Origin of the sequence: Streptomyces albus subsp. albus (assembly GCF_000719865.1) — a bacterium.
Taxonomy (GTDB): Bacteria; Actinomycetota; Actinomycetes; order Streptomycetales; family Streptomycetaceae; genus Streptomyces; species Streptomyces albus_E.
In genome coordinates, this window is sequence record NZ_JOID01000035.1 from 1 (window position 1) to 25,111 (window position 25,111).

Consider the following 25,111-nt stretch of genomic DNA (forward strand, 5'->3'; position numbering starts at 1 on the left):
CGGCACCCCACTCGGCACCACCCGCATCTCCCACCTCGCACGCCTTGCCCTTGTGGCATGACCTGATCAGCCGGTTTGCGTATTCCCCAACGGAGTCCTGAAGGGGCGGGGTTCCTTGCAAGATCAGGCTGGACATCCGGATTTGATGGTCTATCCGGAGGCTTCCGGTGAGCTGTTCCGATCGTGAGGATGTGCTCCCAATCCGCCCTGGATGCGCCGGGGTTGGCGTGCGGATTTGTCGATAATCCCAGGTCGGAAACGCTTCTCCGTATAACGATTCCGCTTCGGAACGCTTATCCGATGAACTGGCCGGTCATCCGGTCACACTTCCTTCCTAAGATCCCCTGCGTAGCCACGGGGGCTTACAGGTTTGACCGCGAGGCGCTCCCAAGGCCGCCTCGCTCGGAGGGGAAACTTCATGATCTCTGTACGCAGGCGGGGCTCTGCCCGCCTTGCCGCCGCGGTTCTGGCCTCCGGCCTCGTCGCGGCGGGTGCGATAGCCACCGCCGCACCGGCTGTCGCGGACGACGCCGTTCCGTTCGAGGGCGGTGTGACCGCCACCCTCAACGGCCTCGAGGTGTCCGACAGCGCGGTCATCACCCTCGGGAACGGCAAGAAGCAGGAGGTCGGCGCCGGTCTCTTCGGTATGACCGTCAACGGTGGCGGCAGCCTGCAGACCTACTGCATCGACATCGCCAACCCGACGCAGAAGAAGGCCCAGTACGAGGAGAAGTCCTGGGACCAGACCTCTCTGCACAACAACGCGGACGCGGGCAAGATCCTCTGGATCCTGCAGAATTCCTACCCGCAGGTGAACGACCTGGCCGCGCTGGCCAAGAGCGCCGGTGCGGGCAGCCTGACGGAGAAGACCGCCGCGGCCGGCACCCAGGTCGCCATCTGGCGCTTCTCGGACCAGGCGGACGTCGAGGCCAAGAACCCCGAGGCCGAGAAGCTCGCGGACTACCTGGAGAAGTCGGCGCAGAACCTGGCGGAGCCGAAGGCGTCGCTCATCCTGGACCCGCCGGCCGTTTCCGGTAAGCCCGGTGACCGGCTCGGTCCGATCAAGGTGCAGACGAACGCCGAGTCGGCCACCGTCGAGCCCGGTGCCGCGGCGGCCGACGTCAAGGTCGTCGACAAGAACGGCCAGCCGGTGACCAGCGTCGCCAACGGCGGTGAGCTGTTCTTCGACGTGCCGACCGACACCCCGGCCGGCTCCACCTCGCTGAACGTCAAGGCCACCACCAAGGTCGAGGTCGGCCGCGCCTTCACCAGCCCGACCAAGAGCCAGACCCAGATCCTGGCCGGCTCCAGCGAGAGCACCGTGACCGCCACCGCCACGGCGGAGTGGGCCAAGGCCGGCCCCGTCCCGGCCGTCTCCGCCAAGGAGAACTGCGCCAAGGGCGGCGTGGACGTGACCGCGGCCAACGAGGGTGACGAGCCGTTCACCTTCGAGCTGGGCGGCGAGAAGCACACCATCGAGGCCGGCAAGTCCGAGACCGTCACCCTTCCGGTGAAGGAGGACCAGGCCTACAAGTTCACCATCACCGGTCCGAACGGCTTCGAGAAGACCTTCGAGGGCGTGCTCGACTGCGAGACCACCGGCACCGACGAGGGCCCCGTGCCGTCCTCGGAGCCGAGCCCGGCCACGGCCGGCGGTTCGGGTGACGAGGCCGGCGACGACTCCGACGCCCCGGCCGGTGAGGGCGACCTCGCCGAGACCGGCAGCAGCAGCGCCACCCCGGTGATCGCCGGTGTCGCGTTCGCCCTGGTGCTGGCCGGTGGCGCCACCATCTTCTTCCTCCGCCGGAAGAAGGCCGCCGTCGCGGGTGAGTGACCCCGGGCGCACCGGCCCCGGACCGGGCCGGTGTGGTGCGCACCCTCCGCGGTGACCTGTGAAATCCCGAGTGAAGGGCCGGAATCCTCCCGGATTCCGGCCCTTCACCGTGCCCGGCCCTGGCCGGCCGGGCCCTGTTCCCCGGCCCGCCCGGGAGCCCGCTCGGGCCCCCGGGACGCGGCACGTCCGCGACGCGGACAACGGGTTTCCGGTCCGGAGCGGCGGTACGGCAAGATGGGTGTATCCACCCACCCATCGATTGCCGGACGGTTTCTCTTGGCTGAGTTCATCTACACCATGCGCAAGACGCGCAAAGCGCACGGCGACAAGGTGATCCTCGACGACGTCACGCTGAGCTTCCTGCCCGGCGCGAAGATCGGCGTCGTCGGCCCGAACGGCGCCGGCAAGTCGACGGTTCTCAAGATCATGGCGGGGCTGGAGCAGCCGTCCAACGGCGATGCCTTCCTCACCCCCGGCTACAGCGTCGGCATGCTCCTCCAGGAGCCCCCGCTGGACGAGACCAAGACCGTGCTGGAGAACGTCCAGGACGGCGTGCGCGAGACCATCGACCAGCTCCAGCGGTTCAACGAGATCGCCGAGCAGATGGCCACCGACTACTCCGACGCGCTGCTCGAGGAGATGGGCAAGCTCCAGGAGAAGCTGGACCACGCGAACGCCTGGGAGCTGGACAGCCAGCTGGAGCAGGCCATGGACGCCCTCGGCTGCCCGCCCGGCGACTGGCCCGTGACCAACCTCTCCGGTGGTGAGCGCCGCCGCGTCGCCCTCTGCAAGCTGCTGCTGGAGGCCCCCGACCTGCTGCTGCTCGACGAGCCCACCAACCACTTGGACGCCGAGTCCGTGCAGTGGCTGGAGCAGCACCTCGCCAAGTACAAGGGCACCGTCGTGGCCGTCACCCACGACCGGTACTTCCTGGACAACGTCGCCGAGTGGATCCTGGAGCTCGACCGCGGCCGCGCCATCGCCTACGAGGGCAACTACTCCACCTACCTCGACAAGAAGGCGGCCCGCCTGAAGGTCGAGGGCCAGAAGGACGCCAAGCGCGCCAAGCGGCTCAAGGAGGAGCTGGACTGGGTCCGCTCCAACGCCAAGGGCCGGCAGGCCAAGTCCAAGGCCCGCCTCACCCGTTACGAGGAGATGGCCGCCGAGGCCGAGAAGACCCGGAAGCTGGACTTCGAGGAGATCCAGATCCCGCCGGGCCCGCGCCTGGGCAATGTCGTCGTCGAGGTCGAGAAGCTCAACAAGGCCTTCGGCGACAAGGTCCTCATCGAGGACCTCTCCTTCACCCTGCCGCGCAACGGCATCGTCGGCGTGATCGGCCCCAACGGCGCCGGCAAGACGACCCTGTTCAAGATGATCCAGGGCATCGAGACCCCGGACTCGGGCTCGATCAAGGTCGGCGAGACGGTCAAGATCTCCTACGTCGACCAGAACCGCGCCAACATCGACCCGAAGAAGACCCTCTGGGCCGTCGTCTCCGACGAACTGGACTACATCAACGTCGGCCAGGTCGAGATGCCCTCCCGGGCGTATGTCTCCGCCTTCGGCTTCAAGGGCCCGGACCAGCAGAAGCCGGCCGGCGTCCTCTCCGGCGGGGAGCGCAACCGCCTCAACCTGGCGCTCACCCTCAAGCAGGGCGGCAACCTGCTGCTCCTCGACGAGCCGACCAACGACCTGGACGTGGAGACCCTCTCCTCGCTGGAGAACGCGCTGCTGGAGTTCCCCGGCTGCGCCGTGGTCGTCTCCCACGACCGCTGGTTCCTCGACCGCGTGGCGACGCACATCCTCGCCTACGAGGGCGACTCCAAGTGGTTCTGGTTCGAGGGCAACTTCGAGTCGTACGAGAAGAACAAGATCGAGCGGCTCGGCCCGGAGGCGGCCCGTCCGCACCGTGCCACGCACAAGAAGCTGACCCGGGGCTGAGCGTGCGACACGTCTACTCCTGCCCCCTGCGCTGGTCGGACATGGACGCCTTCGGCCATGTGAACAACGTGGTCTTCCTCCGCTATCTGGAGGAGGCGCGGATCGACTTCATGTTCCGGCTGGCGCCGGGGGAGGGCAGTGAGTCCTTCACCGGCGGCTCGGTGGTCGCCCGGCACGAGATCGACTATCTGCGGCCGCTGGTCCACCGCCACGAACCGGTCACCGTCGAGACCTGGGTGACGAAGATCGGGGCGGCCTCGCTGACGGTCGCCTACGAGGTCAAGGACCGGGACCAGGTGTACGTCCGGGCCTCGACCATCGTCGTCCCGTACAACCTCGCCGAGGGCCGGCCGCGCCGGATCACCGCCGAGGAGCGCGCCTTCCTGGAGGCGTACACGGACGACGCCGCCGGCGGTCCCGACACCGGGAAGCCGGAGGCCGGCGGCCCCGCCGGGGAGGCCGTCGCGGCATGACCGCACTGCGCCTCGCGGACGCCGGGGAGGCGGCGGACCTCGCCGCCTTCCTGGCCCGGCTGATCCACTACGACCGGGCGGCCGCCGTGCGCCTGCAGACCGGGGGCGGCGTGCTCGCCGTCTTCGGCCGCCCGGCGCCCTTCGAGGTGCTGGCCATCCGCACCGCGCGCCTCGCGGACGGACCCGGCGGTCCGGCCGGGGAGGGCGCACCGGCGCCCGCGGGTCCGGCCGGGCTCGATCTGACCGTGTCGGCCGGTCAGCTGGCCGACGCGCTGGACGCGGCGGCCCCGGCCGGCGCGGCGTCCGGTGACGCGGCCGGCGGGGCGCACGTCCGCGTCCCCGGCAGCGTCACCGGCCCGCCCTGGGCCGGGGTGCTGCCGCCGCGCGGCGGCTGGCGGCACCTGCCGGGGCTGCCCGGACCGGAGGAGATCCACGCGGCGCTGGCCGCCGCCGTGGCCGAGTTCCGCTCCCGCGACGCCGCGCTCCCCGAGGCGCGCCGCACCCGCGCCGAGCGCGACCGCATCGGCCGCGAGATCTGGTCCCGCACACTGGACGGCACCGGGCTTCCGCTGCGTGCCGCGCACGCCGCGCAGTCCCTCGGCTTCCTCCGCCCGGCCCCGAGCCGGGCCGGTGCGCCGGTCGCGCCCGCCGGCGGAGGCGCGGCGGTGACGGTGAGCGCGGCGGGCACGGCGACCGCCGTCGCCCCGCGCACCACCCCGGAACAGCCCCTGGCGCTCCTCGCCGCGGGCAACTGGCTCCGCCTCCGCACCCCGTACGGCTCGATCGCCGTGCGTGGCAGCACGCTGCCGGGGCTGCCCCTCACCCCGGTCTGACCGGACCGGCTCCCACCGGACCGCCTCCGACCGGACGCGGGCGCCCGCGTCACCGCACCGGCCCTCCGGGGTGGGCCCAGGCCCACCCCGGCCGGGGGTCTGCGGGGCATGCCCACCTCCTCCCGCCGCGCCCAGAATCAAGGCATGGTGAAGAACGTGAAACGGGGACGCGGGCAGGCCGCCGAGTGGCTGGCAGAGCGATGGCAGGCGATGGGGCAGGGGGCGGCCGCGGCGCACCGGGCGGCGGACGCGGCGCTGGCCGCGGCCGTGGCGGCCGTCGCGCTGGTGCTCACCTTCGGGCTCGGGCTGATCACCGCCTGGCCGCCCGCCGTCGAGCGGCTGCGCAGGGCGGCCGACGCGGAACGGCTCCGGCTCGGCGCACGGACCGGCACACCGGTCCCGAGCCCGTACGCGCCGCTGCCCGCGCCCGGCGGGGAGAAGGAGGAGGGGAAAGGAGGCGGCTGGGGCCTGGCCATGGGGTGGCGCGGCCCGCGGTACCGCGCGGTGGAGAGCCGCTTCCAGGGCTACCTCACCGACCCCGCGACCTGGCGGGATCTGCAGTGGGCGGTGCTGAGCCCGGCCTTCGCGCTGCTGGCCCTGCTGCCCGCCGCGGCCGTGCTCTACGGGGCTCTCGGCCTGCTGCTGCCGGGCGCGCTGGGCGATCCGCACGGCGCCTCGGACTGGCTCGGCTCGTTCCTCGGCGCCCGCGCTTCCGGCATCGTGCTCGGACTGCTCTCCGTCGCGCTGGGGTTCTGGGCGGCGCCGCCGGTTCTGCGGCTCCACGACCGGGTCTCCGAGGCCCTGCTCCGTCCGACCCGGAAGGCCGGTCTCGCCCTGCGGGTACGGGAGTTGTCCGAGACCCGCACCGAGGCGGTCGATGCCCAGGCCGCGGAACTGCGGCGGATCGAACGGGACCTGCACGACGGGGTGCAGGCCCGGCTGATCGCCGTCGGGCTCAACCTCGGCGCGATCGAGCAGCTCACGGAGAGCGACCCGGCCGCCGCCCGGATGATGGCCGCCCAGGCCCGGGAGTCCTCCGAGCGGGCCCTGGCCGAACTGCGCGGACTGGTGCGCGGCATCCACCCGCCCGTCCTGGCCGAACGCGGACTGGTCGACGCCGTGCGGGCGGTGGCCGTGGACAGCCCGCTCGACGCCGAGGTCACGGCCGACCTGGCGGGCGAGGTGCCGGCCGCGCTGCAGTCCGCCGTCTACTTCGCCGTGTGCGAGCTGGTCGCCAACGCCGCCCGCCACTCCGGAGCCGGACGGGTGTGGATCGACCTCCACACCGCGGAACCGGGAACCCCCCGCGAGGCGCTGCGCGTCTCGGTGACCGACGACGGGCACGGGGGCGCCGAACTCACCGACGGGGGCGGGCTGCGCGGGATCGAGCGCCGGCTCGCCGGCTTCGACGGCGTCCTCGCCCTGAGCAGTCCGCGTGGCGGACCCACGATGCTGACCCTGGAGATACCGTGCGCGTTGTCCTCGCCGAGGACCTCTACCTCCTCCGAGAAGGCCTGATCCGGCTGCTGGAGGCCCATGGCTTCGAGATCGCGGCCGCCGTGGCCAGCGGCCCGGAGCTGGCCCGGGCGCTGCGCGAGGAGCGGCCGGACGTCGCGGTGGTGGACGTCCGTCTGCCGCCCACGCAGACCGACGAAGGGCTGCAGGTCTCCCTGGCGGCCCGCCGGGAACAGCCCGGGCTGCCGGTGCTCGTCCTCTCCCAGCACATCGTGCAGCTGTACGCCCGCGAGCTGCTGGCCGACGGCCGGGGCGGGGTGGGCTATCTGCTGAAGGACCGGGTCTTCAACTCGGCGCAGTTCGTGGACGGGGTGCGCCGGGTGGCCGAGGGCGGGACGGCCATGGACCCGGAGGTGATCGCCAAGCTCCTGGCCAGCAACGCCCGCGACGAGCCGCTCGCCCGGCTCACCCCGCGCGAGCAGCAGGTGCTGGAACTGATGGCCGAGGGCCGGTCGAACGCCGCCATCGCCCGGGAGCTGGTCCTCAGCGACGGGGCGGTCAGCAAGTACACCACCAGCATCTTCGCCAAGCTGGACCTGGCGCCGTCGGAGGACGACAACCGCCGGGTGCGGGCGGTCCTCGCCTATCTGAGCGGCAAGCGGCGGCTCTGAGCCGGGGCCGGCGGCCGGCCCCGGCTCAGCGCCTGCCGTCAGGCGTTCTCAGGCGTCGTCAGGCGTCGTCGTCCGTGTTGATCAAGGTGGCGGCGGCGTAGGTCAGGTAGTGCCAGAACTGCTCCTCGTGCTCCGGGGAGAGCTCCAGCTCCTCCAGCGCCGTGCGCATATGACGCAGCCAGGCGTCGTGAGCCGCCCGGTCCACGGTGAAGGGGGCGTGCCGCATCCGCAGCCGGGGATGGCCGCGGTTGTCGCTGTAGGTGGTGGGGCCGCCCCAGTACTGCATGAGGAACAGGGCGAGCCGGTCCTCGGCCGGGCCGAGATCCTCCTCCGGGTACATCGGCCGCAGCAGGGGGTCCTCGGCGACTCCCTCGTAGAAGCGGTGCACCAGCCGCCGGAAGGTCGGCTCCCCGCCGATCTGCTCGTAGAAGGTCTGCTCCTGAAGCGTGCCGCGCGGAATCCTTTTCACCCCTCCATGCTCTCAGACGCACCGGACGAAGTCCGGGGACGTAGGTCCCGCCCGCCGGGCCCCGGCGGGCGGGACCCACGTCAGCCGCGGCGGACCGTGATGGTGGTCCAGGCGCCGACATGGACCCGGTCGCCCTCGCGCAGCGGGACGGGCACATACGGCTGGATCGGTTCCTCGCCGCCGTTGATCGTGGTCCCGTTGGTGGAGTCCTGGTCCACGACCGCCCAGTCCCCGTCGGGCTGCCGCACCAGCATCGCGTGCTGGTGGGAGACGCCGGGGTCCTCCGGGGACTGGGAGAGGTCGATGTCCGGTGCCTCGCCCGTGCTGTGCCGGCGCCGCCCGATGGTGATCTGCGCGCCGTCCAGCGGCAGGCGCTGTTCGGGCGAGTACGCGGGCAGGTTCAGCTGGGCCGCCTCGGGGCCGCTGCGGGCCAGCATCGCCGTGAAGTACTCGCGGTCCGGGGCGATGACGGCGACCCACTCCCGCTCGGCCGCGGGCGGCCGGGGAGGCTGGGACTCGGCGCGCGGCGGTGCCTCGGGCCCGGGCGGCGGGCCGCCGTAGCCGGGGCCGCCCCCGTAGCCGGGGTTGTCACCCGGGGCCGGGTTGCCGCCGAACGGCGGGGCGGGCGGCGGCTGCGGCGGCTGGTGCTGCTGTGCCGCCGGGCCGGGCGGGGGCAGGGTCCAGTCGCTCTCGGGGAAGCCCTGCCCGGGCGGCGCCGGGGGTGGCGGGAACCCGCCGGGCGGGCCGACGTCCCGGGGAGGTGCCGGCGGTGTCTGGTACGGCGCCGACTGGTGAGGAGCGGCCTGCTGCGGGTGCGGGTCCCGGCCGGGGACCGGTCCGCCGGGGTGGCCGGGCTGCTGGGACTGCTGGGGCTGTCCGCCCCGGTAGCCGGGGTCCTGCGGGGGCCGGCCCGGCTGCGGCGGCTGGTTCTGGTGCTGCCGGTTCTGCTGCTGTGACGGTGGCGGCTGCTGGAAGGCCGGCGGGAGCAGGCTCTGGCCCGGCTGCTGCGGAGGCGGCGGGAAGCCGCCCTGCGGCGGGGCGTCGAAGGCGTGGCCGCACTCGGTGCAGAAGGACGCCCGCGCTTCACGCGGCTTGCGGCAGCGCGGGCACTGCTCCGGCGGAGCGCCGGGCGCGCCGGGCGGCATGCCGTACGGGCCCGGTCCCGGAGGCGGCGGGCCGGGCCGCTGCGGCTGCGGCGGCGGAGCAGGGTAGCCGTAGCCGCCGGGGGAGCCCTGCGGCCCCGGGGCGCCGTGCGGACCCTGCGGGCCCGGCGCCCCGGCGGGACCGGGCGGCGGACCGGCCGGGGCGGTGCCCGGCGCGGGAGGCGGTGGGGGCGGGGGTGCGTGCGGGGACGTGTGCGGAGCGGAACCCGCGGGCGCGCCGGCGCCGGGCATGAGAAGTCCGCAGACCTCGCACCAGTTGTCGGACCCCGACTGGTGACCGTTCGGACAGGTCGGCATGTCGGTGCTTCCCCCTTTCCCCCGGGCCCCCTTCAGGGCCCGTCGGGTGTGTCACTGCCTGACGCGCTCCGTCCTGGAGGCGCGCGGATCGGAGCGTCATCTCGTCGGTTTCCGCGGTGCTCGTCTTCAGTCGCACAGTACCGGTCGTCGCGGACAGAGCGCCCACCACCACGGGGCGCTGTGACGGTCCTCTTGTTCCAGGAGGTGCCCCGTGGCTGAACGGTTCGCTCCGCTTCCGGGTGGGGCCGCTGGTGGCGGCCGACGGGCATGGCCCGCGGGCGTGCGCGACGGCGGCTCGCGCGCGGACGGGTCCGCGGGACGCCCGGCGGAGGGCCGTCGCCTCCCCACCGAGCGGTGGTGGTCAACCGTCGCATCGGCTCATGTACCCGTCCGGTCGACGGCGGTCGGGTCACCGGCAGTCCGGAGCTCCGGGAGCGGCCGGGCTGCCGGTGACCCGGCCGGGGCGGTTCGGCGCGGAGCCGGGGTCAGACGGCCGCCGGGCCGTCCGCGTCCGCGCCGCCGTCCGCGTCCGCGCCGCCGTCCGGGGCCGCCGCGCCGGACCGTGGGCCGGAGCAGGGGAGAACGGCCACGGTGACGTTGTCGTGACCGCCGCCGTCCAGCGCGTACCCGACGAGGGCCCGGGCGCCGTGCAGGGGACGGGCGCGGGCGTCGGCCGGTACGGCCAGGGCCATCTCCCCGGCGCTCTCGGCGTAGTTCCACAGGCCGTCCGTGCACACGATCACGACACCAGGCCGGTCCGGCGCGAACGTGACGATGTGCGGCGCCAGTTCGTAGGCGTCGGCGCCCAGCCAGCCGGTGATCGCGTGCGCGCGGGGGTCGGCGTGGGCCTCGCGCTCCGTCAGCAGTCCGCCCGCGACCATCTGCGCCGCCCAGGAGTCGTCCTCGGTGAGCCGGGCCGGCGTGGCACGGTCGTCGGGCACCCAGTACGCCCGGCTGTCGCCGATCCAGCCGACGGTCAGCACGTCGCCGCTGAGGAGAGCGGAGACGATCGTGCAGGCCGGGGCGTTCTGATGGGGGCGCGGCTCGCCGTAGCGGTAGCCGGTGCCGTCCACGCCGGACAGCGTGGTGACGGCCGTTCCGGCGGCGACCAGCGCGTCGTGCAGGGCCTGCCGGGCAGGGGTACCGGACCGCAGCGCGGCGGACAGGGACTCCCGGGCCGCCCCGGCCGCGGCGGCCGAGGCCTCGTCCGGGCGGGTGGCCGAGGAGACGCCGTCGCAGACCACGGCCGCGACCGCCGGTGCGCCGTCGGGCAGCGCGGTCTCGCAGAGCGCGAAGGCGTCCTCGTTGCGGTGATGGCGCAGGCCGCGGTCGGTCACCGCGGCGACGGCGCCGGCCAGTTCGTCCTCCAGGTGGTCGCGTTCCCGGGGCTGCGCGTGACCGCAGTGCTCGCAGTGGCCGTCCGGGGCCACCGGGCCCTTGCGGCAGGCGACGCAGAGCGCGGTGCCGGCGGCCGTTGCCGCGTCCGCCGCGGGCCCGGCCGTGCCGCCGGCCGCACCGCCGTCGGCCGTTGCGGCTGCGCCGGCCGTGTCGGTGCTCGTCTCTTCCGGCGCCGGCGCCGGCGCCGGGGCGGGCGCTGGAGCCGGAGTCCCCCCGGGACGCGTCCCGGGGGTGTCCGCCGGGTGGTCCGGCTGCTCCGCTCCGGGCGTGCCGGTCCCGTGGCCGTCGGCGGCGTGGTGGGCGACGGCGGTCCGGGGGTCGCGCGGGTCGGCCGCCGGGGCCGAACGCGGCGCCGCCAGCGGGTAGTCGTCCGGTTCCATGAAGCTCCGTACCGAGGGTGTGAGGGGCGGGTCGTCTGCCGGCGGCACCGGCGCGCCGGGGGGTTCGTGGCCGGCCGTGCGGCCGGGGTGCGGGCGGTGGCTCATTCCTCCGGCCTCCGCCGGCGCGGGATCAGGGCCTCCGCCGCCGCCTCCTGGTAGCGCAGCACCGCGCGCTCGGCCGCCCGCAGATCGCACGGGGCGCTCCACAGCATGCGGCGGGCGATGTCGTACCGCTCGGCCAGCAGCGGGTCACCGGCCAGGCCGTGCCGGCCGAGGCGCGCCTTGCAGGCGTCGAGGCGCCCGCGCAGCTCGGCCCGTACGGCCAGCGGGGCGGTCACCGCCGTCAGCGACTCCCGGGCCCGCAACAGCTCGTCCTCGGCGCGCTGTTCGAGACTGTCCAGCAGCGGCGACAGGCGGTGCCACTGACCGTGCCGGCGGTAGCCGGCGGCGGTGGACAGTTGTTCGTGCAGGGCGGTCGGCGGGCCGCTCACGGCGGGCACCTCCGATGCGGCGATCTTGGCGAGTACCTCGCCGCGTGCCTCCCGGGCCTCGGTGAGGGTGCGGTCCGCGCGGGAGAGGACGTCCCGGAGCCGGTGCAGCCGCTGCTCGGCGTCCTGCCGGACGTCGAGCACCGCCTCGATCTCGCGCCGGACGTCCTCCAGGGCGCGGGCCTCGCGGTCGTAGCGGGTGGTGTCGGGGCGGCCTCCGCCGGGCGCCGAACTGCCGCGCGCGGGCGTCCAGTAGGCGAGCGGGTCGGAGACCACCTCGGCCCGGAGCGCGGTCAGCTCGTCGGTGATCCGCTCCAGGCGGTCCCCCGCCGGGTGTTCGCCGGGGCGGACGCCGACGGAGTGCGCCAGGGAGCGGGTCCGCCGGAGTTCGGCGGAGAGCATGTCGATCCGTGCGGGGAGCGCCGACCAGACGGCCTCGGCGGCCACCACGACCTCCAGGGCCTGCGCGTAGCCGCTGTTCATCCGGTGGATGGCGGTCCGCAGCGCCATCCGCTCACCGGGCTCCGGCGCGTCACCGGCGAGGGCCGGGTCCCCGGAGGGCGGCAGGACGACGCGGGCGTCCCGCAGCAGGGCGGTCAGTTCGGCCAGTTCGCCGTCCGTCGGCCAGCGCCGCCGGGAGCGCAGTTCCCGGGCCCGGTCGAGCGTGGCGGTGCAGGCGTCGAAGCAGGCCCAGAGGAAGCCGATGACCTCCTCGGTGGCCGCCCAGCGGCTCTTGGTGACACCGGTCAGCTCGGCGCCCTCCAGCAGACGGCGGCCCGCGTGGTCCTGGAGGGCGAGCAGCGAGGTCTCGATCGCCTCGTGCTCCGCACGGAACCGCGCCAGTGCGCGGTCCGCCTCGTCCACGTCCATGGCCGGACCCTGAGGTTCCCCCGTGGCGCCGGGGTTGGATCCCGGGACCCCCATTGATCACCTCTCCTGTGTGCGTGGCGGCCGCCGTGGCGTCGCCGTCCCCGATCACCTTCCGCGACGCGCTGTCATACTCCCCGGTCTCGTCCGCCTTACGCGCCCCGCCGTGCCGATCCTGCCAGGTGCGCGCCGATTCGCGGCGGTGCGCGCCGTGTTGCGGCCCGTTCCCGGTCATCGCCGGGGCGCCGGAGGGGGGTTCACCCGCGGGCGGTGCGGTATCCGTAGTGGTCGCGCAGGCGGGCGTGGGCGCCGGCCCGCGCCCCCGCGCGGTCCAGGCCGAGCAGGGCGGCGCCCAGCACCGGGGGAGCCGTGACCACCCGGGGGACGGCCTTCGGCGCGCGCACGGCCAGCATCCGGACGATCGCGTCGTGCAGAAGCGGGTGGCGGGCGGCGAGCACACCGCCGCCGAGCAGGACCGGGGTCTCCTCGCCGAGCAGGCCGAGCCGGTCCAGCACCACGCCGGCCAGGGTGACGATCTCCTCGGCCTGGCGGTGGACCACCGACCGGGCCACGGGGTCGCCGGCGCCGGCCACGGCGAAGAGCACGGGCACCAGGTCGTGCAGGCGTCCGGCGCCGATGCCGCCCAGGTGCACGGCCTCGATCAGCTCCGCCATGGTGGTCAGCCCGAAATGCGCGGGGAGGGCGCGGGCCAGCGCCGTCGCCTCGCCCCGCCCGTCCTCGGCCCGCGCGGCGAACCAGACCGCCTGATCGGCGAGCCATCTGCCGCCGCCCAGGTCCCCGGAGAGCGGGCCGAGGGCCGGGAACCGGGCCGTCCGCCCGTCCGGTGTCATCCCGGCGCAGTTGATGCCGGCCCCGCACACCACGGCGACGCCCCGGGGCTCGTCCGCTCCGGCGCGCAGGACGGCGAAGGTGTCGTTCGCGACCTCGGTGGCACGGCCCCAGCCGCGCGCCGCCACGGCGTCCCGCAACTGCCGCTCCTCCACGGGCAGATCGGCGCCTGCCAGGCAGGCCGACACCCGTTCGGCGACCGGCCCGGCCCCGAACGGCAGCCCCGCCGCCTCTACCGCCCCGGCGGCCGCGCGGGCGAGGACGTCCACGGCCGCGCCGGTCCCGGTGACGGACGGCCGGAAGCCCCCGGTCCGGCCGGTGCCGAGGACACGGCCGTCGGCGGCGACCAGGGCCGCGTCGGTCTTGCTGTTGCCCGCGTCGAACGCGAGAACGGCCGCCGGGAGCGGCGCGGCCGGCGAGGCGGGGCGCGGCCGCCGCGCCTCGCGCCCCCGCCCGCCGCCGTCCGCGCCGCCGCCGTCCGGATTCCGTGCCGCGGGGCCGGTGTTCACGCCCACGCCAGGTGGTGCCGGTTGTGCGCGAGCAGGGAATCGGTCAGACGTTCGGCTTGGTCGATCTGCCCGATGAGGGGGTGGCAGAGCAGCGCTTCGAACACCCGGTCGCGGCCGCCCTTGAGAGCCGCTTCCAGGGCGAGGTGCTCGTACGCGCTCACCTGGGCGACCAGTCCGGCGTACAGCGGCTCCAGCGGGCGCACCGGCAGCGGGCGGGCGCCCTCCGGGCCGACCGCCGCCGGGACCTCGATGACGGCGTCCTCGGGCAGGAACGGCAGGGTGCCGCCGTTGCGCACGTTCACCACCTGTACGTCCTCCGCGCCGCCCGCGCTCCCGTCGCTCCGGGCACCGGCGCCCGTGCGGGGCCGCAGCAGCGCGGCGGTGAGCGCCACCGCCGCCTCCGAGTAATGGGCCCCGCCCCGCCGGGACAGCAGCTCCGGCTTCTGGTCGAGGGCCGGGTCGGCGTACATCTCCAGCAGCCGGCGCTCGATTCCGGCCACCTCGGCGGCGCGCGAAGGACCCTCCCGCTGTTCCCGTACCACCTCGTCGTGCCGGTAGTAGTAGCGCAGGTAGTACGAGGGGACGACGCCGAGCCGTTCGAGGAGCGGACGCGGCAGGCGCAGGGCGTCCGCCAGGGCGTCGCCGTGTCCGGCGATCAGCTCCGGCAGGACGTCCGTGCCGCGCAGACGCACCCCGCGCTCCCACGTCAGATGGTTCAGGCCCACGTGCTCCAGGAAGAGGTCCGCGGGGTCCGCGCCCAGCAGCGCGGCGAACCGCCGCTGCAAGCCGATGGCCACGTTGCACAGGCCGACGGCCCGGTGGCCGGCGGTGAGCAGCGCGCGGGTGACGATGCCGACCGGATTCGTGAAGTCGACGATCCAGGCGCCCGGGCTGCGCCGCCGCACCCGCTCGGCGACGTCCAGGACGACGGGCACGGTGCGCAGCGCCTTGGCCAGGCCGCCCGCACCGGTGGTCTCCTGGCCGACGCAGCCGCACTCCAGCGGCCAGGTCTCGTCCTCCCGGCGCGTGGACTGCCCGCCGACGCGCAGCTGGAGCAGGACCGCGTCCGCACCCTCCACCCCGGCGTCCAGCTCGCCGGTGAGCAGGATCCGGCCGGGGTGGCCCTGCCGGGCGAAGATGCGCCGTGCCAGGCCGCCGACCAGCTCCAGCCGGTCCGCCGCGGGATCGATCAGCACCAGTTCGTCCACCGGCAGGACATCGCGCAGCCGTGCGAAGCCGTCGATGAGTTCCGGGGTGTAGGTGGAGCCTCCGCCGACGACCGCGAGCCGCATGACCGGCCATCCTCTCCCCGGCCGGTCCGGAGAACCGGCGGCCGGGCCGCTGGGTGAACCGCTACTTGGACAGGTTGGGGACGTTCGGGCCGGACGCCGGGGAGGGCGGGGAGGCCGGGTTCTGCGGCAGGGGCGAGGCGCTGACCGACTGCGGCGAGGTGGAGCTGGCCAGGGCGGACGGGGGCGCCACACCCGCCAGCGGGTCCGGCCGCGCGGCCTCGACCGCCGGTTCGGGCTCGGCGCCGACGATCCGGATGCCCGCGCCGTCGAATGCCTGCTTGATGCGCCAGCGCAGCTCCCGCTCCACCCCGAGCCGCTTGCCCGGCATGGTCCGGGCCGACGTGCGGATCACGACCGACTCCAGCGTCATCGCCTCCAGGCCCAGCACCTCGACGGGGCCCCACAGCCGCTCGTTCCACGGCTCCTCCGCGGCCATCCGCTCGCCGGCCTCCGCGATCGTCCTGCGGGCCTTCTCCAGGTCCTCGTCGGGGCGCAGGTGGATGTCCACGGAGGCGGTCGCCCAGCCCTGGCTCTTGTTGCCGATCCGCTTGATCTCGCCGTTGCGGACGTACCAGATCTCGCCCTCGTCGCCGCGCAGCTTGGTCACGCGCAGCCCGACCTCGATGACCTCGCCGCTCGCCACCCCCGCGTCGACCACGTCGCCCACTCCGTACTGGTCCTCCAGGATCATGAACACGCCGGAGAGGAAGTCGGTGACGAGGTTGCGCGCGCCGAAGCCCAGCGCGATGCCGGCCACGCCGGCGCTGGCGAGCAGCGGCGCCAGGTTGATGCTCAGCACGGACAGCACGGTCAGCGCCGCCGTGCCGAGGATGACGAACGAGGTGACGCTGCGCAGCACCGAGCCGATCGCCTCCGAGCGCTGCCGGCGCCGCTCGGCGTTCACCAGCAGACCGCGCAGCGGAAGACCCTCGGTGGCCTGGGAGGCGCGGTTCATCCGGGCGATGAACTTGGTGATGGTGCGCCGGACGACGGACCGCAGCGCGAAGGCGATCACGATGATCAGCAGGATGCGCAGCCCCGCGCCCAGCCAGACGGACCAGTTCTCCTCCACCCATCCGGCCGCCTGGGTGGCGTTCTCCTGTGCCTCCCGGAGCGTCGGCGTGGCGGGAGGTGTGGCATCGGCGAGAAACCAGGACAACACAGCGAAACCCTCCGTGAACGGCCCGGCCGTCCGGTGGCACCGGATGGTCCGGCCGGCAGACCAACCAGACTAACGGGACGGGACGGTCCGCCCGTTCGTTCTGTTCGAGGGAGAGACGCCGTCCTGCGGGGGAAGAACACCGTGTGGTCGAAAACACTCCTGATGCGTTACGCGGACCTGGTGGCGCCATCACCTGGGCTGAGGGGAAACTGTCTGCAGATCGTCCCGGCGCGAGCCACGCGCCGCCGGCGTACAAGGAGGCACCCGTGCCGCATGTCCTGGTCCTCAACGCGTCGTACGAGCCGCTCGGCGTCGTACCGCTCCGCCGCGCCCTCGTGCTCGTCCTCAACGGCAAGGCGGTCAGCCTCGAGGACTCCGGCGCCCTGATGCACAGCGCCACCCAGGCGGTCCCCGCCCCCAGCGTCGTCCGCCTGAAGCGCTTCGTACGGGTGCCCTACCGGGGGCCCGTCCCGCTGACCCGGCGGGCCCTGTTCGCCCGGGACGGCGGGCGCTGCGCCTACTGCGGCGCCACCGCGACGAGCGTCGACCACGTCATCCCGCGCAGCCGCGGCGGCCAGCACTCCTGGGAGAACGTGGTCGCCGCCTGCCGGCGCTGCAACCACGTCAAGGCGGACCGGCACGTCTCCGAGCTGGGCTGGCGGCTCCGGCATCAGCCCGCGCCACCCTCCGGGCTGGCCTGGCGCATCATCGGCACCGGGCATCGGGACCCACGCTGGCTGCCCTACTTGCAGCCCTACGGCGCCGAGGACGCCATGGCCCGGATCGACGGCATATCCGCCTAGATCCGGGCCCTCTTGTGCCCGCCCTCCCGCGCCTCCGTGCCGCCTGGGCGGGCGGGGGCGCGGCGGGCTCAGCGGGCGACCGCGTACGCCTCCACGGAGAACAGCGAGTAGCCGTACCGGGTGGCCCGCTTCTCGCCCTGGACGCGGATGAACCGGGTCTCCGGCGCGTCCATCCGCACCTCCTCCCGGCCGCCCCGGCCGTCCCCCACGGCGGCCGCGTCCCGCCACACGCGCCCGTCGGACGAGACCTGGACGCGGTAGCGGGCCGCGTAGGCGTCCTGCCAGTGCAGCACCACCCGGCCGACCCGGGCCGGGCGGGCCAGCTCGATCTGGAACCAGGCGTTGTCCTCGGCCGGGGAGGACCAGCGGGTCGCCGGGTCGCCGTCCACCGCCGCGGACGCGGGGAAATCGGGGGTCTCGTCGCCCGAGGAGCGGGCCGTGGCGCCGCGCGCCAGATCCGGGCCGCCGGTTCCGGGGAACGCCCGTACGGTCAGCGTCCGCTTCTCACCGGCGAAGTCGAACGGCACCTCGTACGAACCGGCGGGGGTGCCCTCGGGGACGGAGACCGTCACCGGCACCTCGGTCTTCGTGCCCCGCCGCACGGTGACGCCCTGCGGGACCTTCACGTCGATGCCCTCGGGGGACACGGCGACCAGCCGGCCGCGCACGTCCGCGGGGCGTTCCGCCGTCAGTTCGACCGGGATCCGCTCCTCCCCGCCGATCGTGACGTCCGTCTCCCCGCGCGCCAGGTCCAGCCGGGCGTCCGGCAGGTCGGCGAACCACGGCACGACGCCGCGCACCTCCGGCGCCGGTTCGCCGCGCTCCCAGGTCAGCCGCACGGTGTCGGCGCGCACGTCCTCCCCGCCCAGCTGCGTCCAGCCCTCCCCGGACAGCCGGCCCAGGCTCCGCCAGCCCTCCCCGGGCACATGCGCCTCGACGACCGCGCCGGCGCCCCGGTCCGGCTCGGACAGGACGGTCACCGCGGCCAGCGGGCGGGTGCCGCCCAGATCCACGCGGAGCTCCCCGGGACGTTCCGTGTGGGCCTCGCGGGGACGGGCCCGGTCGGCGCCCGTCCAGGCGTCCGCGCGCCCGGCGGCCTTCTTCAGGAACGGGTCCAGCACGCCCTCGCCGACGGTCGCCGGCGAGGCGGCGATCTCCTTCCGGAGCTCCCGCAGCTCCAGCTGTGCCCGCCAGGCCGCCGCGCCGTTCCCGCGGGCCTGCGCGAGCAGCATTTCCACGGCGCGCTCGCCGGCGCGGCCGTACCGCGCCAGCTGCGCCAGCCACGGACCGGCCTCGCCGTCCGCCGCCAGTTCCTCGCCGGCCGGCCCGGAGAGGTGGTCCGGGGCCCGGCCCATGACCCGGAACGCCTCGCGCAGCCGTTCGCCCGCCGTCTCCAGCTCCTCGCGGTCACCGCCGCTGTGCGCGGTCCACAGCGCGTCGATCAGCGGCCGCAGATACGCCGACTCCTTGCCGCCGAGCCCGGAGGAGGAGCCGTGGGCCGCGAGCACGCCCAGCGCCTGCCGGGACCGGGCGTCCGGGCCCGCGAGGGCGTCGACGGCCGCCTGCCAGGACTCCTGGGGCCGGTAGCCGCGCGGGTTCCAGGAGAAGTCCGCCGCCGTGAACAGCGGGACACGGGAGGCGGCCGGCTGCGCCATGGCATTGGCCAGCAGCGCGGCGGAGCCGACGGCGACGCCCGGCTCCCGGCCCCGGTACGGGCCGAGGAAGAGCCGGTCCTGCGCGAAGTCGTTGACCGGATAGTTGTCCAGGGTGACGATCGGGTGCCGGAACGCCTCGCGGGCATCGGCCAGTTCACCGCCGGTGATGGTCTTCGGCACGACACCGACGCCCGTCCAGACGACCTCCACCTCCCGGCGCAGCGCCCCCGCGAGGGCGCCGCGGTAGGCGGTGGCGCCCTTCTGGTAGTACTCGGTGGGCATCACGGACAGCGGGACGGCGCCGGGGTGGCGCTCGGCGAGATGCTCGGCGACGGCGTTCGCGACCCGCGCCTGGGCGCGCGCGGCCGCCTCCGGACCGGAGCCGAAGCGCCGGGCGTCCGCGTCGCAGTGCCACTCGCTGTAGCTGACGTCCTGGAACTGGAGCTGGAACGCGCGGACGCCCAGCGCCCACATGGCGTCGATCTTGCGGGTGAGCGCCTTGAGGTCGTCGTCGGAGGAGAAGCAGAGCGCCTGGCCGGGGGCCACCGCCCAGCCGAGGGTCACATGGTTGGCGCGGGCCCGTTCGGCGAGCGCGCGGAACTCGCCGCGCTGCCCGGCCGGGTACGGGTCGCGCCAGCGGGTCTGCCGGTAGGGGTCGTCGCCGGCCGCGTAGAGGTAGCGGTTCTGCTTGGTGCGGCCGAGGAAGTCGATCTGCTCCAGCCGCTGCCCGCGGGTCCACGGGGTGCCGTAGAAGCTTTCGGCGATGCCGCGCACGGCGGTGCCCGGCCAGTCGCGGACGATGACGCCGGCGAAGGAGTGGCCGGCCCGGTCCGCCGTGTCGCGGTCGCCGCCGTCGTCGCGGCCGCCGGGGGAGATGACGAGCTGACGCAGCGTCTGCACGGCGTGGAAGAGGCCGTCGGTACCCCGGCCGGCGAGCGCGACGGTGTCCCGTCCGCCGGTCCGGCCGACCGCCAGCCGGTAGCCGCCGGACGGCAGATCGGCGGCCGAGGGCGCGCGCAGGGCGCGCAGCGCCTCCGCCGCGCTCCGGGCGTCCGCGCGCACCACCAGGGCGTCCGGGGGCAGTTCGGCGTCCGGGCGGACGTCGAGCACCTCGCGGGCGCCGGCCGAGCGCAGCAGGGCGTGGAGCGCGTCGAGCGCGTACGGGTCGGTGTTCTCGTCGGACACCAGCGCGACCCGTTCGGTCACGCGGACGGCCTTCCCGCGGGCGCTCAGATCCTGCGGGCGGGGCCAGACGGACGGTACGGAGGCGTCGTCCTTGCGGTCCTCGGCGGTGGGGGCCGTGTCTCCCGCGGGGGCGGGTGCCGCGGCCGCTCCGGGCGCCGTTCCGACGAGTCCGCCGATCATCGCGGCGGCCAGCGCGGTGGCTCCGGCGACGCGGGGCCGCAGCCCGCCGGCGGGGCGGCTCCGGCGCCGGCCCGCCGCGATGCCCGGCCCGGCGGGCCCGCCCGCCGTCCGCGCCTCGTCCTGCCCGTCGTCTGCGCCGCCACCGGGCGGGCCGGTGAACCGGAACTGCACGGTCGTCTCCTCGCCCTGTCCAGACCTGCCGGTCGCCCGCCCCTCGGGGGCGGAACCCCGGGCAACCGGAACGAGCCCACCACCGCCCCGGGAGAAGTGTCAACGTGCACGCCCCGGCATGTCCCGATTGGCGAGGTATGGCAGGGGTGTTGGCGGGAGCCGGGCGGGTACACGGGGGCTTCCGCCGGACGCCGTCCGCCGGTTGCCGGCGGCTCCGGTCCTAGAGTGGACGGATGGCGGATCCCCATGAGTTGACGATGCTCGACCAGGCCACTGCCGTCCGCACCGGAGCGCTGTCCCCGGTCGAACTCACCGAGCACTACCTGCGCCGCATCGAGCGGCTGGACGCTTCCGTGGGCGCCTATCTGACCGTCACCGCCGACCGCGCGCTGGACGGCGCGCGGCGGGCCGAGCGCCTCCTCGCGCGGCGCGCGGCGGGCGGCGGGGGCACCGAGGGCGGCGGTGACGGACTGCCGCCGCTGCTGGGGGTGCCCTTGCCGGTCAAGGACCTCGACGCCGTGCCGGGCGTCCGCTGCACCTACGGCTCCGCCGTCTTCGCCGGGCACACGGCCCCCGAGGAGGACGGGGAGTCCCGGCTCGTCGCGCTGCTCCGGGAGGCCGGCACCGTCCTGCTGGGCAAGACCAACACCCCGGAGTTCGGGCTGCCCGCCTACACCGAAAGCCTGGTCGGGCCGCCCGCCCGCTCGCCGTACGACCTCTCCCGGGGCGCGGGGGGCTCCAGCGGGGGCGCGGCCGCGGCCGTGGCCGCCGGGCTGGCGCCGGCCGCGCAGGGCAGTGACGGCGGCGGCTCCATCCGCATCCCCGCGAGCTGCTGCGGCATCGTCGGCGTCAAGCCGAGCCGGGGCCGGGTCAGCCCCGCTCCCGGCGGCGACATCAGCGGTCTGGCGACGGCCGGGCCGCTCGCCCGCACCGTCCGGGACGCCGCCGCGCTGCTCGACGCGATGGCGGCCCCCGCGCCCGGCGACCCCATGCCGCTGGCCGCGCCGGAGACGCCGTTCCTCCGCTGGTGCGACCGGACCCCCGGCCGGCTGCGGATCGGCCGCTGGGCGCGCCCGGACGTGCCCGGCGTGACCGTCGCGCCGGAGGTGCTCGCCGCGTACGAGCGGACGTCCGCGCTGCTGGCCGGGCTGGGGCACGAGGTGGTCGACCTGGAGCAGCCGTTGCGGCCGGGGGACCGGGACGCCTTCACGCCCGTCTGGGCGGTGATGTCCGCGCTCGCGCCCGTCCCCGCGGACCGGGAGGCGGAGCTGCTGCCGCTGACGCGCTGGCTGCGGGAGCACGGCCGGGCCGCCACCGGGCTGGACTACGCGCGGGCCCTGGAGGCCATGCAGCGCGTCGGGCGGCGGCTGGCCGCGGCCGTCGCGGACTGTGACGCCGTGCTCACCCCCACGCTCGCCCGGTTGCCGGCGCCCGTGGGCGCGCTGCGGAACGACGAGGACCCGGCGGCCGACTTCGCCGCCCAGGTGGCCTTCACTCCGTTCACCGGGCCGTGGAACATCGCCGGTCTGCCCGCGGTCTCGCTGCCCGTGGAGTGGACGGAGGACGGGCTGCCCGTCGGGATGATGCTCGGCGCCGCGCACGGGGCGGAGGGGCCGCTGCTGGCGCTGGCCGCGCAGGTCGAGGCGGCCGCCGTGCCCCGTCCGCAGCCGTGGGGCTGGGGGCCGCGGCCGCGCGTCTGGTGAGCCCCTCGGGGGGATTCCTCCCGCCCTGTCCCGGTTTTTTCGTTGGTTCCGCCACTGCCCCCCTCGTTGCTCTCGCAATAAATCCACCGCCTTGACTACCCTTTCGGCTTCAAGCCCTGCGCCGGAAGCCGCTTCCGGCCGCGAAATCAACCCACCGGGGAGCGATTGTGACGAGAGCCACGTTCGCCCCGCGTTTGGGTCTGCCCCGGCTCCAGCGGGGTAGGGCTGCTGTGTCGTACCGACCACGATCTACGGAGGCCCAGGTGGCCACATCCGCTCTTCTCCTCGCGACCCTCTCCAAACCCGGCGACCCGGTCGAACCGTTCAATCCGCTGGACCTCGACGGACTGACGGACATCGACTCGGGTCTCGACGGCGCCAGCTCCGGCGAATACTCCGAGCCCCCGCTCACCAGCGAACCACCGCTGCCCGACCGCACCCCCCTCACCAGCGAGCCCGCGCTCGCCACCGAACTTCCCCTGACCAGTGAACCCACGGCCACCGGCATGGGCGCCGGTCTGGAGTGCACGGAGGTCTGAATGGGCCGCGCGCGGCTCGCAGCACTGCACGGGGTCGCGACGTCGTACGAGCCCTCGCCGGGCCGTACGCTCCACGTCCCCGAGGACACCGTCGTCGCCGTGCTGGCAGCGCTGGGGGTCGACGCCTCGACCCCGCAGGCCGTGCGCGCCGCCCTGGAGCGGCGGGAGCGGGACGGGCGTGAACGGCTGCTGCCGCCGGCCGTCGTCCTGACGACGGGCCGGCCGCCGCGGGCCGGAACGCTGCCCGGCCTCCCGGAGGACGCCGTCCTGCGCGTCCGCACCGAGTCCGGCGAGAGCCTGGACTGGGACCCCGGCCCGGCCGTGACCCTGCCGCCCGGCTGCCACACGCTCCACGCGGAGGCACCCGGCGGCCGGTCCGGCCGGGCCGTCCTGATCGTCGCACCCGAACGGGTGTCCGAACCGCCCGGCCGCACCCACGGCTTCCTCGTACAGCTCTACTCCCTGCTCTCGTCCCGCTCCTGGGGCATGGGCGACCTCGGCGACCTGGCCGAGCTCGCGGCCTGGTCCGGCCGGGAGCTCGGCACCGGCTTCCTCCAGCTCAACCCGCTGCACGCCGCCGTGCCCGGAAGCCCCACGGACCCCTCGCCGTACCGGCCCTCCTCCCGCCGCTTCCCCGACCCCGTGCATCTACGCGTCGAGGACGTCCCCGAGTACGTCCGGCTGCCCGCCCCGGAGCGCGAGCGCGCCGCCGCCGTCGCCGCCCGCGCCGAGGCGCTCAGCGAGGGCGTCCTGCGCCGCGGGGCGCTCATCGACCGCGACGCCGTCTGGCGCCTCAAGCGCGAGGCCCTCGAACTCGTGCGCGCCGTGCCGCTCGGTCCCGGCCGCCGCGCCGCCTACTGCGCCTTCCTCGCCGAACAGGGACAGGCCCTCGACGACCACGCCACCTGGTGCGCCCTCGCCGAACTCCACGGCCCCGACTGGCGGCGCTGGCCCGGCGGCCTGAGCGATCCGCGCTCCCCGCAGGCGGTCCGTGCCCGCGGCGAGATCCTGGACCGCGTCGACTTCCACTGCTGGCTCGCCTGGCTCACCGACAGCCAGCTCGCCACCGCGCAGCGCTCCGCCCTCGACGCCGGCATGCCCATCGGACTGGTGCACGACCTCGCGGTCGGCGTGCACCCCTCCGGCGCCGACGTCTGGGCGCGGCAGGACGTCTACGCCGCCGGCATGTCCGTCGGCGCGCCCCCCGACGCCTTCAACCCGCGCGGGCAGGACTGGGGCCTGCCGCCCTGGCGCCCCGACGCCCTCGCCGCCACCGGCTACGCCCCCTACCGGGACCTGCTGCGCGGGCTGCTGCGGCACGCGGGAGGGCTGCGCGTCGATCACGTCATGGGGCTCTCCCGGCTCTGGTGGGTCCCCGAGGGCCGCCCGCCGACCGAGGGCGCCTACGTCCGCTACGACACCGAGGCCATGCTCGGGGTGCTCGCCCTGGAGGCGCACCGGGCCGGGGCTCTCGTCGTGGGGGAGGACCTGGGCACGGTGGAGCCGGGGATGCGGGACGCCCTCGCGGAGCGCGGGGTACTCGGCACGTCGGTGCTCTGGTTCGAGCGGGATTACGAGGCTCCCGCCTCTGCCGGGGCCCCCGCCGGGGCCACCCCCGGAACCGCGGCCGAGCCCGCCACCGGCCCCTTCGCGGAGCCCGCCACCGGCCCCTCCGCCGAGCCCACCACCGACCTCTCCGCCGAGCTCTCCGCGCCCGCCGCCCGGCAGCGGCCGCGACCCCTGCCGCCCGAGCGCTGGCGGGAGCACTGCCTGGCGACCGCCACCACCCACGACCTCCCGAGCACGGCCGCCCGGCTGACGGGCGAACACGTCGAACTGCGGCACGAGCTGGGCCTGCTGACCCGGCCGCTCGCCGAGGAGCAGGCCGAGGACGCGGTGGAGATCGCCGAGTGGCTGGCGCTGCTCAGCGAGCTCGGACTGCTGTCCGGAGGGCGGGGCGACGAGGAGGCGGCCGTCCGTGCCGTCCACCGCTTCCTGTGCCGCACCCCGGCCCGCATGATCGGCGTCTGGCTGCCGGACTGCGTGGGCGACCGGCGGCCGCAGAACCTGCCCGGGACCTGGGACGAGTACCCCAACTGGCGGCTGCCGGTCGCCGACGCCACCGGCCGCCCGGTCACCCTGGAACAGCTCGCGGCGTCACCGCGTCTGCACGCCCTGATGACCGACCTCGCCGAGCACCTGGCCGCCGCCCCGGCGGCCGGTGCGGGGGCGGCCGACCGGCCATAAGGGGCACCCCGGTCGCGCGGGCCCGCCGGGCATTCGCTACGTTGGCACCGTGGACAACAAGAACGTGCTGCGCACCGGTGCCGTCATGGCCGGTTCGACGCTGATGATGCTGCTGATGTCGTCCCCCGCGTTCGCACTGATTCGCGACGACGGTGACGACCCGGGTCCGGGCCTGAGTGTCGGCGAGACCCTGGGTCTCTACGTCGCGCTTCCGGTCATCTCCTTCCTCGTCATCGCCGGACTGGTGATGGTGCTGGACAAGTCGCGCAAGCAGGAGAAGCGGCAGGTCTGAGCCACCGCCGCATTCCGCGCGCCCCGGCGCGCGCCGCCCCCGGAACCCCCGCGGTCCGGGGGCTGCCTTGCGTCCGCCGCCCGAGCCCGCTCCGCGTCGGCCGTCCGAGCCGCCCTCCGCGCCCGCGACCCGCGGGCCCGCCCGACCGCACGGCCCGCCGCAAACGCGGAACGGCGGGCGCCGGGCCGTACGCCGTGACGTACCGCCCGGACCCGCCGTTCTCCGAGCCGCCGGGGACCGGCCGGCTCACCGGCT

At 75.2% G+C, this 25,111-nt stretch carries 19 protein-coding genes; 11 read left to right on the forward strand and 8 right to left on the reverse strand.

Annotated elements, in window-relative coordinates; translation table 11 throughout:
* Window positions 1-418: 418 nt before the first annotated feature.
* The 6 genes from IF83_RS0126555 (at window position 419) to IF83_RS0126580 (ending at window position 7,207) form a co-directional block, all read left to right on the forward strand.
* On the forward strand, window positions 419-1,834 hold the full coding sequence (locus IF83_RS0126555; RefSeq protein ID WP_030548399.1) for a Cys-Gln thioester bond-forming surface protein: 1,416 nt from the start codon (window positions 419-421) through the stop codon (window positions 1,832-1,834).
* Between the two features lie 276 nt (window positions 1,835-2,110).
* On the forward strand, window positions 2,111-3,775 hold the full coding sequence (gene ettA / locus IF83_RS0126560) for an energy-dependent translational throttle protein EttA (RefSeq protein ID WP_030548400.1): 1,665 nt from the start codon (window positions 2,111-2,113) through the stop codon (window positions 3,773-3,775).
* A 2-nt stretch (window positions 3,776-3,777) separates the two neighbouring features.
* The gene (locus IF83_RS0126565; RefSeq protein WP_030548401.1) at window positions 3,778-4,248 is read left to right on the forward strand and encodes a thioesterase family protein; all 471 of its coding nucleotides are present in this window, start codon (window positions 3,778-3,780) and stop codon (window positions 4,246-4,248) included.
* Window positions 4,245-5,081, forward strand: coding sequence for a hypothetical protein (locus tag IF83_RS0126570; protein WP_030548402.1), 837 nt, complete (start codon window positions 4,245-4,247; stop codon window positions 5,079-5,081). The genes IF83_RS0126565 and IF83_RS0126570 overlap by 4 nt, the downstream gene beginning before the upstream one ends.
* A gap of 144 nt (window positions 5,082-5,225) precedes the next feature.
* Window positions 5,226-6,599, forward strand: a complete 1,374-nt coding sequence (locus tag IF83_RS0126575) for a sensor histidine kinase (protein ID WP_051723444.1) — start codon at window positions 5,226-5,228, stop codon at window positions 6,597-6,599.
* A complete protein-coding gene (locus IF83_RS0126580; RefSeq protein WP_030548404.1) occupies window positions 6,551-7,207 on the forward strand; it encodes a response regulator transcription factor in 657 nt (218 codons plus the stop codon). The genes IF83_RS0126575 and IF83_RS0126580 overlap by 49 nt, the downstream gene beginning before the upstream one ends.
* 58 nt (window positions 7,208-7,265) lie before the next feature.
* Here the strand turns inward: IF83_RS0126580 and IF83_RS0126585 are convergent, their stop codons facing one another.
* From IF83_RS0126585 to IF83_RS0126615, 7 genes are all read right to left on the reverse strand, one after another.
* Window positions 7,266-7,676: a globin gene (locus IF83_RS0126585; protein WP_030548405.1), complete on the reverse strand. Its 411-nt coding sequence runs from the start codon at window positions 7,674-7,676 to the stop codon at window positions 7,266-7,268.
* An 80-nt stretch (window positions 7,677-7,756) separates the two neighbouring features.
* Window positions 7,757-8,821 carry an FHA domain-containing protein gene (locus IF83_RS0126590; RefSeq protein WP_347877126.1) on the reverse strand — a complete coding sequence of 355 codons (1,065 nt, stop codon included), beginning with the start codon at window positions 8,819-8,821 and terminating at the stop codon, window positions 7,757-7,759.
* Between the two features lie 800 nt (window positions 8,822-9,621).
* Entirely contained in the window at window positions 9,622-10,914 is a 1,293-nt protein-coding gene (locus IF83_RS0126595) for a PP2C family protein-serine/threonine phosphatase (protein ID WP_347877127.1), read from the reverse strand.
* Between the two features lie 101 nt (window positions 10,915-11,015).
* Window positions 11,016-12,326, reverse strand: a complete 1,311-nt coding sequence (locus IF83_RS0126600) for a coiled-coil domain-containing protein (RefSeq protein ID WP_030548409.1) — start codon at window positions 12,324-12,326, stop codon at window positions 11,016-11,018.
* A 200-nt stretch (window positions 12,327-12,526) separates the two neighbouring features.
* On the reverse strand, window positions 12,527-13,468 hold the full coding sequence (locus IF83_RS0126605; RefSeq protein WP_051723450.1) for an N-acetylglucosamine kinase: 942 nt from the start codon (window positions 13,466-13,468) through the stop codon (window positions 12,527-12,529).
* Between the two features lie 155 nt (window positions 13,469-13,623).
* Window positions 13,624-14,919 (reverse strand): 6-phospho-beta-glucosidase, encoded by a 1,296-nt coding sequence (locus IF83_RS0126610; protein ID WP_030548412.1) that lies wholly within the window; start codon window positions 14,917-14,919, stop codon window positions 13,624-13,626.
* A gap of 61 nt (window positions 14,920-14,980) precedes the next feature.
* Window positions 14,981-16,078 carry a mechanosensitive ion channel family protein gene (locus IF83_RS0126615; protein ID WP_394297384.1) on the reverse strand — a complete coding sequence of 366 codons (1,098 nt, stop codon included), beginning with the start codon at window positions 16,076-16,078 and terminating at the stop codon, window positions 14,981-14,983.
* A gap of 269 nt (window positions 16,079-16,347) precedes the next feature.
* On the opposite strand from IF83_RS0126615, the gene IF83_RS0126620 reads away from it, so the two are divergent.
* Window positions 16,348-16,884 carry an HNH endonuclease gene (locus IF83_RS0126620; protein WP_030548415.1) on the forward strand — a complete coding sequence of 179 codons (537 nt, stop codon included), beginning with the start codon at window positions 16,348-16,350 and terminating at the stop codon, window positions 16,882-16,884.
* A 68-nt stretch (window positions 16,885-16,952) separates the two neighbouring features.
* On the opposite strand, the gene IF83_RS0126625 is transcribed toward IF83_RS0126620, so the two are convergent.
* Window positions 16,953-19,904: a beta-N-acetylglucosaminidase domain-containing protein gene (locus tag IF83_RS0126625; RefSeq protein ID WP_051723451.1), complete on the reverse strand. Its 2,952-nt coding sequence runs from the start codon at window positions 19,902-19,904 to the stop codon at window positions 16,953-16,955.
* Window positions 19,905-20,308: 404 nt separating this feature from the next.
* Between IF83_RS0126625 and IF83_RS0126630 the strand changes: the two genes are divergently transcribed.
* The 4 genes from IF83_RS0126630 to IF83_RS0126645 all read left to right on the forward strand — a co-directional run bounded on the left by IF83_RS0126630 (window position 20,309) and on the right by IF83_RS0126645 (window position 24,856).
* On the forward strand, window positions 20,309-21,778 hold the full coding sequence (locus IF83_RS0126630; protein WP_030548419.1) for an amidase: 1,470 nt from the start codon (window positions 20,309-20,311) through the stop codon (window positions 21,776-21,778).
* Window positions 21,779-22,041: 263 nt separating this feature from the next.
* Window positions 22,042-22,317, forward strand: a complete 276-nt coding sequence (locus IF83_RS0126635) for a hypothetical protein (protein WP_030548427.1) — start codon at window positions 22,042-22,044, stop codon at window positions 22,315-22,317.
* A complete protein-coding gene (gene malQ, locus IF83_RS0126640) occupies window positions 22,318-24,564 on the forward strand; it encodes a 4-alpha-glucanotransferase (protein WP_051723446.1) in 2,247 nt (748 codons plus the stop codon). It begins immediately after the preceding gene.
* A gap of 49 nt (window positions 24,565-24,613) precedes the next feature.
* A complete protein-coding gene (locus IF83_RS0126645) occupies window positions 24,614-24,856 on the forward strand; it encodes a hypothetical protein (protein WP_030548430.1) in 243 nt (80 codons plus the stop codon).
* Window positions 24,857-25,111 lie beyond the last annotated feature (255 nt).

What these genes read in the sequence shown, in the direction of transcription:
- IF83_RS0126600 (WP_030548409.1), bottom strand. Translation starts at nt 12,326, where the DNA reads ATGGGGGTCCCGGGATCCAACCCCGGCGCCACGGGGGAACCTCAGGGT.
- IF83_RS0126595 (WP_347877127.1), bottom strand. Translation starts at nt 10,914, where the DNA reads ATGGAACCGGACGACTACCCGCTGGCGGCGCCGCGTTCGGCCCCGGCG.
- IF83_RS0126575 (WP_051723444.1), top strand. Translation starts at nt 5,226, where the DNA reads ATGGTGAAGAACGTGAAACGGGGACGCGGGCAGGCCGCCGAGTGGCTG.
- IF83_RS0126570 (WP_030548402.1), top strand. Translation starts at nt 4,245, where the DNA reads ATGACCGCACTGCGCCTCGCGGACGCCGGGGAGGCGGCGGACCTCGCC.
- IF83_RS0126630 (WP_030548419.1), top strand. Translation starts at nt 20,309, where the DNA reads ATGGCGGATCCCCATGAGTTGACGATGCTCGACCAGGCCACTGCCGTC.
- IF83_RS0126555 (WP_030548399.1), top strand. Translation starts at nt 419, where the DNA reads ATGATCTCTGTACGCAGGCGGGGCTCTGCCCGCCTTGCCGCCGCGGTT.
- malQ (WP_051723446.1), top strand. Translation starts at nt 22,318, where the DNA reads ATGGGCCGCGCGCGGCTCGCAGCACTGCACGGGGTCGCGACGTCGTAC.
- IF83_RS0126610 (WP_030548412.1), bottom strand. Translation starts at nt 14,919, where the DNA reads ATGCGGCTCGCGGTCGTCGGCGGAGGCTCCACCTACACCCCGGAACTC.
- IF83_RS0126590 (WP_347877126.1), bottom strand. Translation starts at nt 8,821, where the DNA reads ATGCCGCCCGGCGCGCCCGGCGCTCCGCCGGAGCAGTGCCCGCGCTGC.
- IF83_RS0126625 (WP_051723451.1), bottom strand. Translation starts at nt 19,904, where the DNA reads ATGATCGGCGGACTCGTCGGAACGGCGCCCGGAGCGGCCGCGGCACCC.